General features: G+C 30.7%; 16 protein-coding genes and 1 pseudogene. 15 read left to right on the top strand and 2 right to left on the bottom strand.

Features of this window, described 5'->3' with window-relative positions; all coding sequences use genetic code 11:
- The first annotated feature begins 104 nt into the window (after positions 1-104).
- The 14 genes and pseudogenes from ACREVX_RS16200 to ACREVX_RS16135 all read left to right on the top strand — a co-directional run bounded on the left by ACREVX_RS16200 (position 105) and on the right by ACREVX_RS16135 (position 11,335).
- Positions 105-893 carry a gluconate 5-dehydrogenase gene (locus ACREVX_RS16200; RefSeq protein WP_431545252.1) on the top strand — a complete coding sequence of 263 codons (789 nt, stop codon included), beginning with the start codon at positions 105-107 and terminating at the stop codon, positions 891-893.
- A gap of 83 nt (positions 894-976) precedes the next feature.
- A complete protein-coding gene (locus tag ACREVX_RS16195) occupies positions 977-1,618 on the top strand; it encodes an RpiB/LacA/LacB family sugar-phosphate isomerase (RefSeq protein WP_431545251.1) in 642 nt (213 codons plus the stop codon).
- A gap of 159 nt (positions 1,619-1,777) precedes the next feature.
- Positions 1,778-2,800 (top strand): macro domain-containing protein, encoded by a 1,023-nt coding sequence (locus ACREVX_RS16190; protein ID WP_431545250.1) that lies wholly within the window; start codon positions 1,778-1,780, stop codon positions 2,798-2,800.
- Between the two features lie 74 nt (positions 2,801-2,874).
- Complete coding sequence (locus ACREVX_RS16185) at positions 2,875-3,534, top strand: vWA domain-containing protein (RefSeq protein ID WP_431545249.1); 660 nt, start codon at positions 2,875-2,877, stop codon at positions 3,532-3,534.
- Between the two features lie 134 nt (positions 3,535-3,668).
- Positions 3,669-3,809: a small, acid-soluble spore protein, alpha/beta type gene (locus ACREVX_RS16180; protein ID WP_431545248.1), complete on the top strand. Its 141-nt coding sequence runs from the start codon at positions 3,669-3,671 to the stop codon at positions 3,807-3,809.
- Positions 3,810-4,038: 229 nt separating this feature from the next.
- Complete coding sequence (locus tag ACREVX_RS16175; protein WP_431545247.1) at positions 4,039-5,295, top strand: Y-family DNA polymerase; 1,257 nt, start codon at positions 4,039-4,041, stop codon at positions 5,293-5,295.
- A gap of 19 nt (positions 5,296-5,314) precedes the next feature.
- Positions 5,315-5,578, top strand: coding sequence for a hypothetical protein (locus tag ACREVX_RS16170; RefSeq protein ID WP_431545246.1), 264 nt, complete (start codon positions 5,315-5,317; stop codon positions 5,576-5,578).
- Positions 5,579-5,727: 149 nt separating this feature from the next.
- Complete coding sequence (locus ACREVX_RS16165; protein WP_431545245.1) at positions 5,728-5,913, top strand: alpha/beta-type small acid-soluble spore protein; 186 nt, start codon at positions 5,728-5,730, stop codon at positions 5,911-5,913.
- 180 nt (positions 5,914-6,093) lie between these two features.
- A pseudogene (locus ACREVX_RS16160) lies at positions 6,094-6,243 on the top strand (YccF domain-containing protein); the annotation flags it as partial.
- A gap of 61 nt (positions 6,244-6,304) precedes the next feature.
- Entirely contained in the window at positions 6,305-7,087 is a 783-nt protein-coding gene (locus ACREVX_RS16155) for an alpha/beta hydrolase (RefSeq protein WP_431545244.1), read from the top strand.
- A 199-nt stretch (positions 7,088-7,286) separates the two neighbouring features.
- Positions 7,287-8,165, top strand: coding sequence for an aldose 1-epimerase family protein (locus tag ACREVX_RS16150; protein WP_431545294.1), 879 nt, complete (start codon positions 7,287-7,289; stop codon positions 8,163-8,165).
- A gap of 68 nt (positions 8,166-8,233) precedes the next feature.
- Positions 8,234-8,566 (top strand): DUF3784 domain-containing protein, encoded by a 333-nt coding sequence (locus ACREVX_RS16145; RefSeq protein WP_431545243.1) that lies wholly within the window; start codon positions 8,234-8,236, stop codon positions 8,564-8,566.
- Positions 8,567-8,885: 319 nt separating this feature from the next.
- Positions 8,886-9,671 carry an ABC transporter ATP-binding protein gene (locus ACREVX_RS16140; protein ID WP_431545242.1) on the top strand — a complete coding sequence of 262 codons (786 nt, stop codon included), beginning with the start codon at positions 8,886-8,888 and terminating at the stop codon, positions 9,669-9,671.
- Positions 9,671-11,335, top strand: coding sequence for a hypothetical protein (locus tag ACREVX_RS16135; protein WP_431545241.1), 1,665 nt, complete (start codon positions 9,671-9,673; stop codon positions 11,333-11,335). The genes ACREVX_RS16140 and ACREVX_RS16135 overlap by 1 nt, the downstream gene beginning before the upstream one ends.
- Positions 11,336-11,454: 119 nt before the next feature.
- Here ACREVX_RS16135 and ACREVX_RS16130 read toward each other — a convergent pair whose 3' ends face one another.
- A complete protein-coding gene (locus ACREVX_RS16130; RefSeq protein WP_431545240.1) occupies positions 11,455-11,976 on the bottom strand; it encodes a hypothetical protein in 522 nt (173 codons plus the stop codon).
- A 13-nt stretch (positions 11,977-11,989) separates the two neighbouring features.
- Positions 11,990-12,883, bottom strand: a complete 894-nt coding sequence (locus tag ACREVX_RS16125) for a ParA family protein (protein WP_431545239.1) — start codon at positions 12,881-12,883, stop codon at positions 11,990-11,992.
- A gap of 220 nt (positions 12,884-13,103) precedes the next feature.
- Between ACREVX_RS16125 and ACREVX_RS16120 the strand changes: the two genes are divergently transcribed.
- Positions 13,104-14,126, top strand: coding sequence for a potassium channel family protein (locus ACREVX_RS16120; protein ID WP_431545238.1), 1,023 nt, complete (start codon positions 13,104-13,106; stop codon positions 14,124-14,126).
- Positions 14,127-14,152 lie beyond the last annotated feature (26 nt).

Raw genomic sequence — 14,152 nt, 5'->3', positions numbered from 1 at the left:
TAATACATTATAGTTATTAAAAAGTTGCAAATTTTAAAGAAAATATATGTGATATATATTTCTTTAATATATATATAAATTATAAATTCGAGGAGGAATATTTCATGAGTAATATTAATAAATTTTCATTAGAAGGTAAAGTTGCATTAATCACAGGTGCTTCATACGGTATTGGGTTTGCTATTGCAAAGTCTTATAGTAAGGCAGGAGCAACTATAGTTTTTAACGACATTAATCAAGAACTTGTAGATAAAGGAATAAAAGCTTATGTAGAGGAAGGTATAACAGCACATGGATATATATGTGATGTTACAGATGAAGATAAGGTATATGAATTAGTTGCAAAAATAGAAAAAGAAGTTGGAGTAATTGATATTCTTGTAAATAATGCAGGAATAATTAAGCGTGTTGCAATGATAGATATGAAAGCTTCAGATTTTAGAAAAGTTATAGATGTAGATTTAACTGCACCATTTATAGTAGCAAAAGCTGTATTACCTTCAATGATTAAAAAAGGACATGGTAAAATAATAAATATATGTTCTATGATGAGTGAACTTGGACGCGAAACAGTTTCTGCTTATGCAGCTGCAAAAGGTGGACTTAAGATGCTAACAAAAAATATTGCAGCCGAATATGGCGAATTTAATATTCAATGTAATGGAATAGGACCTGGATATATAGCAACACCTCAAACTGCACCACTTAGAGTAGAAGGACATCCATTTAATGATTTTATTATAGGTAAAACTCCAGCTGCACGTTGGGGAACAACAGAAGATTTAGAAGGACCAGCTGTATTTTTAGCATCTGATGCATCAGATTTTGTAAATGGTCATGTGTTATATGTAGATGGCGGAATATTAGCTACTATTGGAAAACAACCAGAATAAGATAGTGCTTGCACTATCCATAATAGTGATTACACTATCTATAATAGTGATTACACTATACCAAATAACAGGAGGAATATGAAATGAAAATTGCATTAATTAACGAAAATAGCCAAGCAGCAAAAAATGGAATAATATACGAAACATTAAAAAAAGTAGTAGAGCCAAAAGGTCATGAAGTATTTAATTATGGAATGTATACTGCAGAAGACAATGCACAATTAACATATGTTCAAAATGGTATTTTAGCAGCTATCTTATTAAATTCAGGAGCAGCTGATTATGTAATAACTGGATGTGGTACAGGGGAAGGAGCACTGCTTGCATGTAATTCATTCCCTGGAGTATTATGTGGTCATGTACAAGATCCTTCAGATGCGTTTATGTTTGCACAAGTTAATGATGGAAATGCAATAGCAATGCCTTTTGCAAAGGGATTTGGATGGGGAGCAGAATTAAATTTGGGATATATATTTGAACAGCTATTCCAAGGTGAAAGTGGTCAAGGGTATCCAAAGGACAGAGTAATTCCAGAACAAAGAAATAAAAAGATATTAGATGAAGTTAAAAAAGTAACATATAAAGATATGTTAACAATTTTAAAAGATATAGATCAAGATCTTTTAAAGGGCGCTATAGGAGGAGAAAAATTCAAGGAATATTTCTTTGCTAATTGTAAATCTGAAGAAATCAAAGAAGCAATTAAAAATATATTAGAAAAATAATATGTTTCAAATATTTAGTGGTAAGAGCTAAAAAATAAGAAGTCCCTAAATTTAGGGACTTCTTATTTTTTTGCTTTATATATTTGAATATTGCGCAAATTGTTATTATAATAAAAGGTAAGTACTTGATTGAAATTTTTCTAAAGGAGAATAACTAATATGCCTATGATAATAGTCCGAAATGATATAACAAAGATGAAAATAGATGCTATTGTTAATGCTGCAAATATAACACTAACAATGGGTGGTGGAGTATGTGGAGCAATCTTTTCTGCCGCGGGGTCTGAAAAGCTTCAAAAGGAATGTGATTTACTTGGAGAGTGCAATGTTGGGGAAGCTGTCATCACAGGTGGATATAGCCTTCAAGCAAAGTATATTATTCATACAGTTGGTCCTATATGGGCTGGTGGTAATTCTGGTGAGGGTAATCTATTACATAACTGCTACATTAATTCACTAAAACTTGCTTTGCAGCACAAGTGCATATCTATTGCCTTCCCGCTTATATCGTCGGGAATATATGGATATCCGAAAGATAAGGCATTACAGATAGCAATTTCTGCAATAGGGGAATTCCTTATAAAATACGAGATAACGGTTTATTTGGTAGTTTATGATAAGAAAGCTTTTGTTATGAGTGAAAAACTTTTTTCTAAAATTGAGAAATATATTGATGATAACTATGTTGATAGTAAGCGCCTTAGTGAACACCAAAGAAATATAGAGACTTACGAATATAACCAATTTGAAAATGTAAATGAGGATAACATAAAATGCGAGAGTAGTGCTCCAGCACGCGAAATAGACGCAAAACGTAGTCTTGATGATCTAATTCACCATCTTGATGAGTCTTTTTCACAAATGCTTCTGCGGCTTATTGATGAAAAAGGAATGACAGATGTTGAAACTTATAAGAAGGCCAATATCGATCGTAAGCTGTTTTCTAAAATTCGAAGTGATAAAGGTTACAACCCTAGCAAGGTCACATCAATAGCATTTGCAATAGCTATTAGATTGAGTTTGGATGAAACGTGTGATTTGCTAAATAGAGCTGGATACACATTGTCTCATAGCAATAAATTTGATGTAATTATTGAGTATTTCATCAAAGAAGGCAATTACAATATCTACGAGATAAATGAGGCCTTGTTTGGCTTTGAGCAAGTCCTACTTGGAGTATAATTGTCGCTTTGAAAGCGACAGATTAAGTTCTTAATAATGTTATCCTTTAATTATTAAATAAGGGGGTTAACAATATGAAAACAAACTTAACTGAATTGGTATTTATACTTGATAGGAGTGGGTCTATGTCTGGACTTGAAAGTGACACTATAGGTGGTTACAATGCATTACTTAAAAAACAGATTGAAGAGCCAGGTGAAGCAATTATCACTACGGTGCTTTTTGATGATAATTATGAGCTTTTACATGACAGAATAAACGTTAAGGGGATTCGCCCTATAACAGAAAAAGAATACTTTGTTTGCGGGTGCACTGCGCTTTTAGATGCTATTGGAAAGACAATTAATAAGATCGGAAATGTGCAGCGAAATACCAGTGAGGAGGAGCGTGCAGATAAGGTGATGTTTGTAATCACTACTGATGGAATGGAAAATGCTAGCAAAGAGTTTAATTATGCAAAAATAAAGAAAATGGTTGAATGGCAGAAAGAAAAATATGGATGGGAATTTATTTTCATAGGGGCTAATATCGACGCTATTTCAACAGCTGCCAAATTTGGTATTAGTTCTGATAGAGCGTCTAATTATAATGCTGATGGCGAAGGCACGAGATTAAATTATGATGCAGTTAGTCATGTTGTCAGTGAAGTTCGTGCAAGCAGGCCTATTAATAACAGCTGGAAAGCAGATATTGAAGATGACTTTTCGCGTAGAGGTAAAAATAGTAGGAGATAGAAATAGTGTATTAATAAATATTTAGCACATACACTTCTTAAATTTGGTTATATTAATATTGGAATATCTATTATTAAGAGGCGGGTAATTAATAATTATATCGCGATCTTAATGAATATGAGGAGGATACTACAATGTCACATATAGACAAAAAAAATAATCAAGAAAGTAAAAAAAACGGTCTAAAAACAAAAAAAACTTTAAATGAAATGAAGGTAGAAGCTGCTGATGAAATAGGGGTTTCTAAAGAATCTAAAAAAATTAGGAAGAGATGAAAATAAATTTTCCTAAATACTACAATTAGGGAGGTGTCATAGGACATCTCCCTAATTTGTTATTGGTACATTTTTATGTGTTTGAATAGATGTCTAACTAAAATACAGATATTACTAAAAAAAAATATGAGAATATGCTTCTAAAAAGTGAAAAAGTAGTATATAATAATTATAACGAACTGATGTTCTATTAGCGGGGAATAGAGATTAATAAAAAGGAAGATGACTTATGAGTAGATTAATATTTCATATAGATGCAAATAGTGCCTATTTATCGTGGGAAGCTGCATATAGACTTCAGAGTGGGGAGCAATTAGATCTTAGAACGGTAGCATCTGTGGTGGGAGGAGATGAAGAAAGCAGGCACGGCATTGTTTTAACTAAATCAATACCTGCTAAAAAATTTGATATTCACACAGGGGAGACTTTATATAGTGCAAGGGCTAAATGTCCTGGCCTTGTAATTGTACCTCCAAGATATGCATTATATATGAAGTGTAGTGAGGCTATGCATCAAATATTTTTAGAATACACCCCAAACATTCAGCGTTTCTCAGTTGATGAAAGTTTTTTGGATTTTTCTAATATGCAGCATTTATATCCTGATTATTTGAAACTCGCACAAATTATAAAAGACCGGATAAAAAATGAGCTTGGGTTTACAGTGAATATTGGAATATCTTGCAATAAATTGTTAGCAAAGGTAGCATCAGATTTTACAAAGCCGGATAGAGTACACACTTTATTTCCTAGTGATATAAAACAAAAGATGTGGCCACTACCTGTTGAAGATTTATTTATGGTTGGTAGGGCTACAGCTCCTAAGCTGCACAACCTAAATATCAATACTATTGGAGAACTTGCAAATTACAACTTGGATATTTTAAAAAATAAATTAAAGAGTCACGGTCAAGTAATTTGGAATTATGCAAATGGTATTGAATTCTCAGAAGTTCGAAAGAGTAATTATATTAAAATGAAGGGTATAGGTAATTCTACAACAATAGCTTTTGATGTAGAGGATAAAATCACGGCTCATAAAGTAATATTGTCTTTGTGTGAAACAGTTTCTATGCGCCTAAGAGATTCTCAAAATTGTTGCACGGTGATAAGTATAAGTATCAGGGGGAGTGATTTAATATTTTATTCTCGTCAAAAAAAATTAGTCGTGGCAACGGATTCTACTCGCAAAATATATGAAATAGCGTGTTATTTATTTGATAATGTTTGGAAAGGTAATTCAATAAGGCATCTAGGAGTACATATCACAGACTTTTGTAGTAATGAGTTTTACCAGTGCTCGCTGCTAGATAGTTTTGATTATGAAAAAGATAAGAAGATAAATGATGCTGTTGATAAAATAAGGTTAAAATATGGGTCAAAGGCTGTAGTTCGCTCTTGTTTTCTTCATTCAGGACTAAATAGTATGTGTGGTGGAATGGCAGATGGAGAGGAAGATTACCCATTAATGAGCGCAATGCTTTGATAAGGAGGTTTGATAATAAATGAAAATTTTAGCATTACCTATAGAAATGGTAGCTTATACGGATAACAAAGGATCTATAAATCCTATAAGGTTTAGACTACAAGTAGATGATCAGCCAATGCAGGTTATAAAAATAGACAAGGTTACAGAAAAAGCGACTGAGAAGTTGGCAGGTAACTTTATGATAGTTTATAAGTGTCAAAGTGTAATTGATGGAGAAGAGAAGTTGTATGAGATTAAATATGAGTTAGGTACTTGTAGATGGATATTATACAAGATGTAGATGATTTGTAGATTTACATAATAATCCTTATTTATTTTTTACTATTAAAATAGCCATAAACTACTAGGAGTATTATTTGTAATATTGCGCATCATAATATCAGAAATGAAAATCATTATCAAACCAAAAATAAAAAGGAGGTAATTTATATGACAACAAGAAAATTGGTACCAGAGGCTAAAGCAGGATTAAACAAATTTAAGATGGAAGCTGCAAAAGAAGTTGGAGTAAATCTTACAGATGGTTACAATGGAGATTTAACTTCAAGAGAGAATGGTTCTGTAGGCGGACAAATGGTTAAGAGAATGGTTGAAGCTTACGAGAAGAACTTATAATAAGAGTGAAAGAATTTGCAGCCCAAGGATATTTATTTATCTTTGGGCTCTTTTTTATGCGAAATAATTATTCGCAACTAAGTTCCCTTTAAGGTAATATTTTGATTAATAAATTTTGACTCATATAATTGACTATAGTATAGTGTATCATATAGAATATTGTATATAGGGGTATTTTTAATGAATCTTATAGGTAATATTATATGGTTGGTGTTTGGCGGAATAATAGCAGCTATGGCTTGGTTTTTAGCAGGTATAGTTTTGTGTGTTACAATTATAGGGATACTATTTGGGCTTCAACATTTTAAGTTGCTCAACTCATCCCTTTTGGGGCTAGAATATACCAGATTTAATTTGTTAAAACAATCAAATATAGAAAGGCGGTATTTTAATGGCTTTAATCAATTGTAATTTCTTCTCTGAGACTTTAGGTATATCTACTTCAATAACAGTTATTCTTCCACAAAACACAAAAACACAAATAGGAGTAACTGGTTCAAAAAAGAAAGAAAAATATCCAGTTCTATACCTTCTTCATGGATTATCTGATGATCATACAATTTGGCAAAGGAATACATCTATCGAAAGATATGTGGCTGATATGGGACTAGCTGTTGTAATGCCAAATGCTGGTAGAAGTTTTTATACTGATATGAAGAATGGGTACAAGTACTGGACTTATATTACAGAAGAATTACCTGAAATAGTTGCTTCTTTTTTTCCTATATCAAGTCTACGAGAAGATAATTTTATAGCGGGGCTGTCAATGGGTGGGTACGGCGCGTTTAAGGCAGTGCTTTCACATCCTGAGAAATATTCAGCCGGTGCAAGTTTATCGGGTGCACTTAATATGAATACTTCACTTATAAGTGAAACAGATGAAAACTTTAAAATGGAGCTTTATAATATATTTGGAGATATTTCTTTATTTGATGGAAGTGAAAATGATCTTTTTTCATTAGCAAACAATTTAGAGTCCTGTGCAAAAAAACCAAAATTGTATCAATGTTGTGGCACCGAGGACTTTCTATACAAAGATAACATAAAGTTTAAAAACTTTATAAAAGAGAAAAATTTCGATTATACCTATGAAGAAAGTGCAGGTATTCATGAATGGGGTTATTGGGATGCTCAAATACAAAAGGTACTTAAGTGGTTGCCAATTTACTTATAAAAGTATGTCAAGATATAGGGTATGTCCATTTTATATTGGATGTACCTTTATATTTTGTTTATTGTAAACAAATAAGAGCAAATCTATACTAGAAAGTAGTAGAATATTGGAAATTATTAGAGTTTTTGGTATAATAAAAGCAATACAGATAGGCAATTAGGAAAATGAAACATAAATAGAAAGTGGAAGGATGTTTTTGATGATTTATTCTATAGAAAACTCAACAATTAAAATAACAGCTGACGATCATGGTGCAGAACTACATTCAATAACGGGGAAAAAAGAGGGAACGGAATATCTTTGGAATGGTGACCTAGAATATTGGAAATATCATTCACCAATTTTATTTCCAATAGTAGGAAACCTAGTAAATTCAAAATATAGGATTGAAGGAAAATTATATGAATTACCATCTCATGGATTAGGTAGGATATCAGATTTTAAATTTATATCACAAACTAGTGATTCAATTACTTTTGAATTAAAGTATTCTGAGGATACTATGAAAAGATATCCATATAAGTTTTCTTTGCTTATTAATTATACAATCGAAGAAAGTGTTGTTAAAGTAGCGTATAATGTTAAAAATTTAGATAATAAGGATATATCATTTTCAATAGGTGCACATCCTGCATTTATGTGTCCTATTAATGAAAATGAAAAATTAGAGGATTATTATCTTAAATTTAATAAGAAAGAAACAAGTGATATTATGGAATTAACTAAGGACGGTTATTTTTCACATAAGAGAAAAGAATGTTTAAAGGATACTGATATTATACCACTTTCAAAAGAGTTATTTAAAAATGATGCTTTGGTATTTGATGATTTGAACTCTGATAAGATTACTATAAAATCGAAAAATAATGAAAAATCCATATCAGTAGAATTTAAAGGTTTTCCTTATATGGGAATATGGGCACCAAAAGGTGGAGCACCATTTTTATGTATAGAACCTTGGTTTGGACATGCTGATTATGAAGATTTTACTGGCGAATTTAGAGAAAAAGAAGGTTCGATTTCATTAACTGTAGGAGAAGAGTTTAAATATAGCTATAGGATTTCTATTGTAGAATAATATTACAAAACTACTTACATATGCTTATGTAAGTAGTTTTGTAATACTTCGTTAAAGGGGTGATAATTATGATTATTTTTTGGTTAACAACAGTTGGTTTGGAAATTATGGCAATTTCACTTATGTGTGGGAAAGGTAGCTGGATGATTGCAGGGTACAATACTATGAGTAAGCAGGAAAAAGAAAATTGTAATATTAAAAAAATTTCTCGAGCAGTAGGAATTTTCCTATCAATTGTTGGAGTTTTTATGGGGATTTTCGCGTTTATTATTCAATACGCTGATAAAAACAATCTTCAAGATATTATTTTATATACGGCATTGATATTTACTTTCATTGTTATTGTGGGATGTATTGTATTGATCATATATTGCCAGAAATATGATGGAAATAAAAAATAAAAAAGTATATATTACTATTAATGCATTCACTTAGCTAAGAACTACTAATTTTATTTTTAATTAATCTGCTAAAAAATATAAACTCGCTACGCTCAAACATATATTTTTCTTAACGCATATCAATTAAAAACAAAATAAGAAGTTCTAAAACTCGCTTCAATGCATTATACGTAATATATACTTTTTTTGCGCATAGAAACATTAACTCTAAACTATAAAAATGTTATCCACGTTGTTTTCCGCAAGCTGTTTCATATATAATAAAAAGTAGTAATAAATCTAGATAGAATATAAAGAATACATTCGAGAGGAAGTTATTATGGAAAATTTAGAAAGTATAATATCAATTAAGAATTTACATATGAGTTATGGGAGTAAAAGTGTGCTTAATGGAATAAATTTAGAAATTCCTAGAGGTCAAATAATTGGATATATAGGTTCAAATGGTGCTGGTAAAAGCACAACTATAAAAATAATGCTTGGGATATTAGAAGGATATGAAGGTAAAGTAGAAATATTGGGACAAGATATAAGTAATGGAAGTGTAGAGTATAAAAAGAAAATAGGTTATGTGCCAGAACTTGCAGACATATATGAAAATTTAACTGCTTATGAGTATATAACTTTTTTAGGTGAAATATATGAACTAGAAGAGGAAAAACTTATAGGAAGAGTTGAAAAATTGATGGGCCTATTTGGAATGGAGGGTGTTATAAATTCTAGAATATCCTCGTATTCAAAAGGTATGAAACAAAAGCTACTTATAATATGTAGTTTAATTCATAATCCAGATATATTATTTTTTGATGAGCCTTTAAGTGGATTAGATGCTAATAGTGTAATGGTGTTTAAAGAGGTTATGCGAGCGCTTGCAACGAGCGGAAAAACTATATTTTATTCTTCACACATAATGGATGTTGTTGAGAAGGTAAGTGATAGAATAGTACTTTTAAATGAGGGGCAAGTAGTGGCTGACGGAAGTTTCGAGGAGCTTAACAATAATGATAAGAAAGGATCACTTGAGGAAATATTCAATCAGCTAACTGGCTTTAATGAGCATGCCGAGATTGCTAAAGAATTTGTTTCTTTGGTTGAAGAGGTGTAATGATGAAGGATTTTGCCGTACTTAGGATATTAGATAAATTTAAAGTTTTGTATAAAAAGTCAGGTGTTAATTATAAGAATATGAGAATGATATTACAGATAAAACTAATTATGGATGGTCGCAGAGTAAGTAATGTTATGAAAGGTGGTAAAAAAACAGATGAGAGCAAGGAGAAAAACAATTATCTAAGCTTACTTATGTTTAATGCTTTTATGAGCATTTTTATAGGGTTAATAATGACAAGTAGTATGTCATCAATGAAATCTGTCAATATTGTAGTAGGTATAAATCTCTTTATGATGATATCACTTATGATATCGGACTTTTCAGCAGTTTTACTAGATGTTAAAGAAAAAAACATATTATTGCCAAAGCCAATTGATAGTAAGACATTTAATGCAGCGAAAATCACCCATATATGTTTATATTTAGCCGGTTTATCATTATCATTAAATTTGATTCCATTAGTTATTGGTACAATAAATTATGGAGCTTTGTTTTTTGTGATATTTTTTATAGAAATAATACTTTCAGTATTAATAGTTATAACTATAACATCTTTATTATATACTTTGGTTTTAAAGTTTTTTGATGGAGAAAAATTAAAGGACATTATCAATTATTTTCAAATATTATTGGCCTTTGTATTTGCCTTTGGATATCAATTGGTTATTAGAATTTCTAATGCTACAAATATGAATACGGAGTACGTTCCTAAATATTGGCATGCACTACTTCCATCTATGTGGTTTGCATCGATTTTTGGGGTGTTAATAGATGGGAATAAAGAACCTTTTCTAATAGGTTTATCAGTGCTTGCAATAGTAGGGCCTATTTTGTTAATTACACTTTATATTAAAAGTGTAGTACCTTATTTTGAAAAGAATCTACAAAAATTAAATGAAAACGGTGGGACAATAAGTAGGAAGAATGAGAAAAGAAAAGAATTTATTGCAAGACTTGTATGCAAGGACAAGATTGAAAGAAGTATGTTTAAATTCACTCAAAATATGATAGCTACGGAGAGAAATTTGAAGATTAAGGTGTATCCAACACTTGCAATGGCAGTGTTTATGCCTGTCCTTTTTATATTTATGGATACAAACGGTAAATCATTTATGGAAAATATTCAAACAGGGTTTGGTGGTGAAATTCATTTATTAATATATATCAGTATAGTTTTGTTATGCTTTTGTACAGGCTTTATAAGTAATAGTGATTCTTATAAGGGAGCCTATATATATAAGGTATTACCAATAAAGAATCCTGGAGTATTATTAAAAGGAGCAGTAAAAGGAACTATATTTAAGCTGATAATACCACTTTATATATTAGAGGGTGGAGTATTTTTAATATTTAAAGGGGCATCTATAATTCCAGATTTAATAGTAATGTTTTTAGTACTTTTAATAGTAACGTTAATGTATTTTAATATATCAAATAAGGCAATGCCGTTTAGCGTAAAATTTGCTACAGCAGATAGTGGTAAACTTGTAGGCCCATCATTTATTGCAATAATTGTGGTTGGAGTATTTGCTGGAATTCATATACTTATTAAGAATAATATAATGTTAGTTGGAGTTTATGGCATAGCACTTTTAATAGCAAACGTCATCTTGTGGAGAATTAGCTTTAAGGTAGAATGGAAGGACATAAAAATGTAGTGGAAAAAGAGTGGATTAGGGGGAGGAGTTGAACATATTTTAAAAGAAAGTTAATAAGTGATATTGGCTTGGGAAAAAAATTCCCAACTCAATATCATATAACTTTTCTTTATTTATATTTATGGGTTACCTACATTTCTAAACACCTGGCCAACTCTTGAGAGGTTAGTGGCTCTCTCAACTATATAGTCAACAATAAGTAAAATATCTTTTTTTCTATAGATTTTGCAACTTAAGTCAGGGGTGTATGTTTTTGCTATTTTAACTAAATTCTTCAATGAAAGAGGCATTAGTTTTTCTTTTAATGCATTGGTGCCGATGTCCCTAAAAGTGGTAACTGGATTAAACAATTCTGATTTGTTTTCAATAGGGATGTCATTATAACTATCGACTTTAATTGAAATGCTAATGTTTATATTTAATCCATCGTATTTATTTTGTAAATATTCAACAGTTGATACTAATTCTTTTAGAGAATTTATTGTAGAGGCGTTAGCTAAGGTTGTGGCGGGATCAGTGTTAGTAACATCCTTTAAAACCTGGGAAACATATTTTTTTGTGAATCCTTTTTTTATAATGTCATCAGATTTATAACCATCATTATAAAGCTGAAGGATCTGAGCTTTTTTAGTAATTATCATTCAAAATCACCCTTTACAAATTAGTTCTACTTATAAATTCAGCAGCAAGATCTTTATAGTCAATATAATTGGTATTATATTTTTGCTTAATTGTAGTGGTCCCCATGTTTTCAAAATCAGCAATAGTACAAGAGCTATCTCTTTGAAATATTGTTGACTTAAAAAGTTTAGGAACATAGCTAGAGTCATTCTTAGGCAAATTCTGCCTACTTTTTAAATCATCTAAGGTACGTTTATGCATTCCACTGTTTTTTACCATTTTATTAACAATTAATCCTAATGGAGATAAATTATATGAAGTGTTTAACATTTTAATTTTTCTTTTCGAGACATCCATCTTGTTTAGCATTTGGGGTATGCCATAGGTAGATAAAATATCAGGAATTACTGGAATCGCATAGTAATCACTTATATAAATTCCATTCAAAGTAATGAGGCCTAAATTGGGAGGACAGTCAATTAAAACATAATCGTAGAGATCAATTATATCTTTTGTTAAGTGTTTTGATAGAATTGGAATAGAAATATTATTTGTTTCGTGATTTTTATCAAGTTCCGAAATTCTATCGGTTAGATTTATTAAATCAATACTTGACGGTAACAAATGAAGGTTTTCATTCCCACCATTAACATTTGAAGTTTTACTTATTATTGAGTCTTGCATATTAAAAGCTTTTGTCTTGTTAAATTCGTCCAAAAACATCTGATAAATAGTCTTGTTATTTTTATTTGCCGTGTCCCAAACATCTTGTTTTATAAGTAATGTTGTAGCATTAGTTTGTGGATCTAAGTCTATAACTAACACTTTTTTGTTGAATTCATAAGTTAGGAATTCGGCTAGTGCGACGGTTGTTGTAGTTTTACCTACACCACCTTTTAGATTAATAAAACTTATAACTTTGCCCATAGTATCTCCAATTTAATTAATATAGGATATGTATATTCTTTTAGAGGGTAAGTTATTTCATTAATTAACAAATATTACGAATAAATAAAACAATGGCATATTAACTAAGGTATTGTTTTGCTATAATAAATACAACAATAATGCAGTTAATTAGGATATTCTTTATGTAAAATATACCTTTTTATGGTATAATTTTTTGAGCGGATTAGGGGGAGGAGTTATGAAAGGTTACCGTAAATTCAATTTTGTTATCACTATACTAATAGCATTGCTCCTCATAGGAACAATAGGATATAAAATTTTATTAGATGTTAGCTTTGTAGATGCATTATATATGACTGTTATCACCATATCAACAGTGGGGTATGCGGAAGTTGCTACTATGGATGAAGGGGCTAAGCTTTTCACAATATTTATTATTTTTTTAAGTTTAGGGACCGTGGGGTATTTATTTAGCAGCATAGTATCTTCGTTTTTAGAAGGAGATTTAAAAGATGCCTGGAGGAGGCGACGTATGGAAGTTAAGATGACTAAGATAAAAGACCACTATATAATATGTGGCGCAGGTGAAACAGGGGCAAATGCTATAAAACAATTTAAAAAAAGTAATGTCCCTTTTATTGTAATAGATAAAGATGAAGAGATAATAAAGGAACTAATAGATGATAAAGTTTATGCTATTCAAGGAGATGCCACTCAAGAAGAGGTATTAGATAAGGCAAGAATAAAGAATGCTAAGGGTCTTATATCTTCATTGTCTAAAGATGCGGACAATGTTTATACTGTCCTAACCGCAAGAGAGATGAATAGTGATTTATACATTGTGTCTCGAGCTATAAATAAAAACGCAAATGAAAGGTTAAAAAAAGCAGGTGCAAACAATACAATTTCTCCAAATGAAATAGGCGGAAGTCGAATGGCAGCGTTAATGCTTAGACCTACAGTTATTGCTTTTTTAGACATTGTAACCCATGCTGGAGATGTAATTTTAGACTTAGAGGATGTTACTATTTGTGAAGATTCTATTATAATAAATAGAAGTCTTAGGGAAGTTAAAATCCCTGAAAAAACGGGACTAATAGTTTTAGCAATCAAGAAAAATAGTAATAAAAAATTAGTTTTTAATCCAAGTTCAAACCAGATACTGAAAATGAGTGATACGATGGTAGTTCTAGGAACAGAAGAACAGGTTATTAAACTTAGGAAAATTGCTAGAGATGAAGGACAAAGAGGGTTAAGTTAATTCTTGGAGAAAATAATTTGTAAATT

It is taken from the genome of Clostridium sp. (assembly GCF_050717545.1).
Taxonomy (GTDB): Bacteria; Bacillota; Clostridia; order Clostridiales; family Clostridiaceae; genus Clostridium_AD.
This window is presented reverse-complemented; position numbering and strand designations above follow the sequence as displayed.

Bases quoted from the DNA above. Each gene is read 5' to 3' on its own strand.
- ACREVX_RS16130 (WP_431545240.1), bottom strand. From the start codon at position 11,976: ATGATAATTACTAAAAAAGCTCAGATCCTTCAGCTTTATAATGATGGT.
- ACREVX_RS16190 (WP_431545250.1), top strand. From the start codon at position 1,778: ATGCCTATGATAATAGTCCGAAATGATATAACAAAGATGAAAATAGAT.
- ACREVX_RS16170 (WP_431545246.1), top strand. From the start codon at position 5,315: ATGAAAATTTTAGCATTACCTATAGAAATGGTAGCTTATACGGATAAC.
- ACREVX_RS16155 (WP_431545244.1), top strand. From the start codon at position 6,305: ATGGCTTTAATCAATTGTAATTTCTTCTCTGAGACTTTAGGTATATCT.
- ACREVX_RS16145 (WP_431545243.1), top strand. From the start codon at position 8,234: ATGATTATTTTTTGGTTAACAACAGTTGGTTTGGAAATTATGGCAATT.
- ACREVX_RS16180 (WP_431545248.1), top strand. From the start codon at position 3,669: ATGTCACATATAGACAAAAAAAATAATCAAGAAAGTAAAAAAAACGGT.
- ACREVX_RS16195 (WP_431545251.1), top strand. From the start codon at position 977: ATGAAAATTGCATTAATTAACGAAAATAGCCAAGCAGCAAAAAATGGA.
- ACREVX_RS16150 (WP_431545294.1), top strand. From the start codon at position 7,287: ATGATTTATTCTATAGAAAACTCAACAATTAAAATAACAGCTGACGAT.
- ACREVX_RS16125 (WP_431545239.1), bottom strand. From the start codon at position 12,883: ATGGGCAAAGTTATAAGTTTTATTAATCTAAAAGGTGGTGTAGGTAAA.
- ACREVX_RS16200 (WP_431545252.1), top strand. From the start codon at position 105: ATGAGTAATATTAATAAATTTTCATTAGAAGGTAAAGTTGCATTAATC.
- ACREVX_RS16140 (WP_431545242.1), top strand. From the start codon at position 8,886: ATGGAAAATTTAGAAAGTATAATATCAATTAAGAATTTACATATGAGT.
- ACREVX_RS16175 (WP_431545247.1), top strand. From the start codon at position 4,039: ATGAGTAGATTAATATTTCATATAGATGCAAATAGTGCCTATTTATCG.
- ACREVX_RS16165 (WP_431545245.1), top strand. From the start codon at position 5,728: ATGACAACAAGAAAATTGGTACCAGAGGCTAAAGCAGGATTAAACAAA.
- ACREVX_RS16185 (WP_431545249.1), top strand. From the start codon at position 2,875: ATGAAAACAAACTTAACTGAATTGGTATTTATACTTGATAGGAGTGGG.
- ACREVX_RS16135 (WP_431545241.1), top strand. From the start codon at position 9,671: ATGATGAAGGATTTTGCCGTACTTAGGATATTAGATAAATTTAAAGTT.
- ACREVX_RS16120 (WP_431545238.1), top strand. From the start codon at position 13,104: ATGAAAGGTTACCGTAAATTCAATTTTGTTATCACTATACTAATAGCA.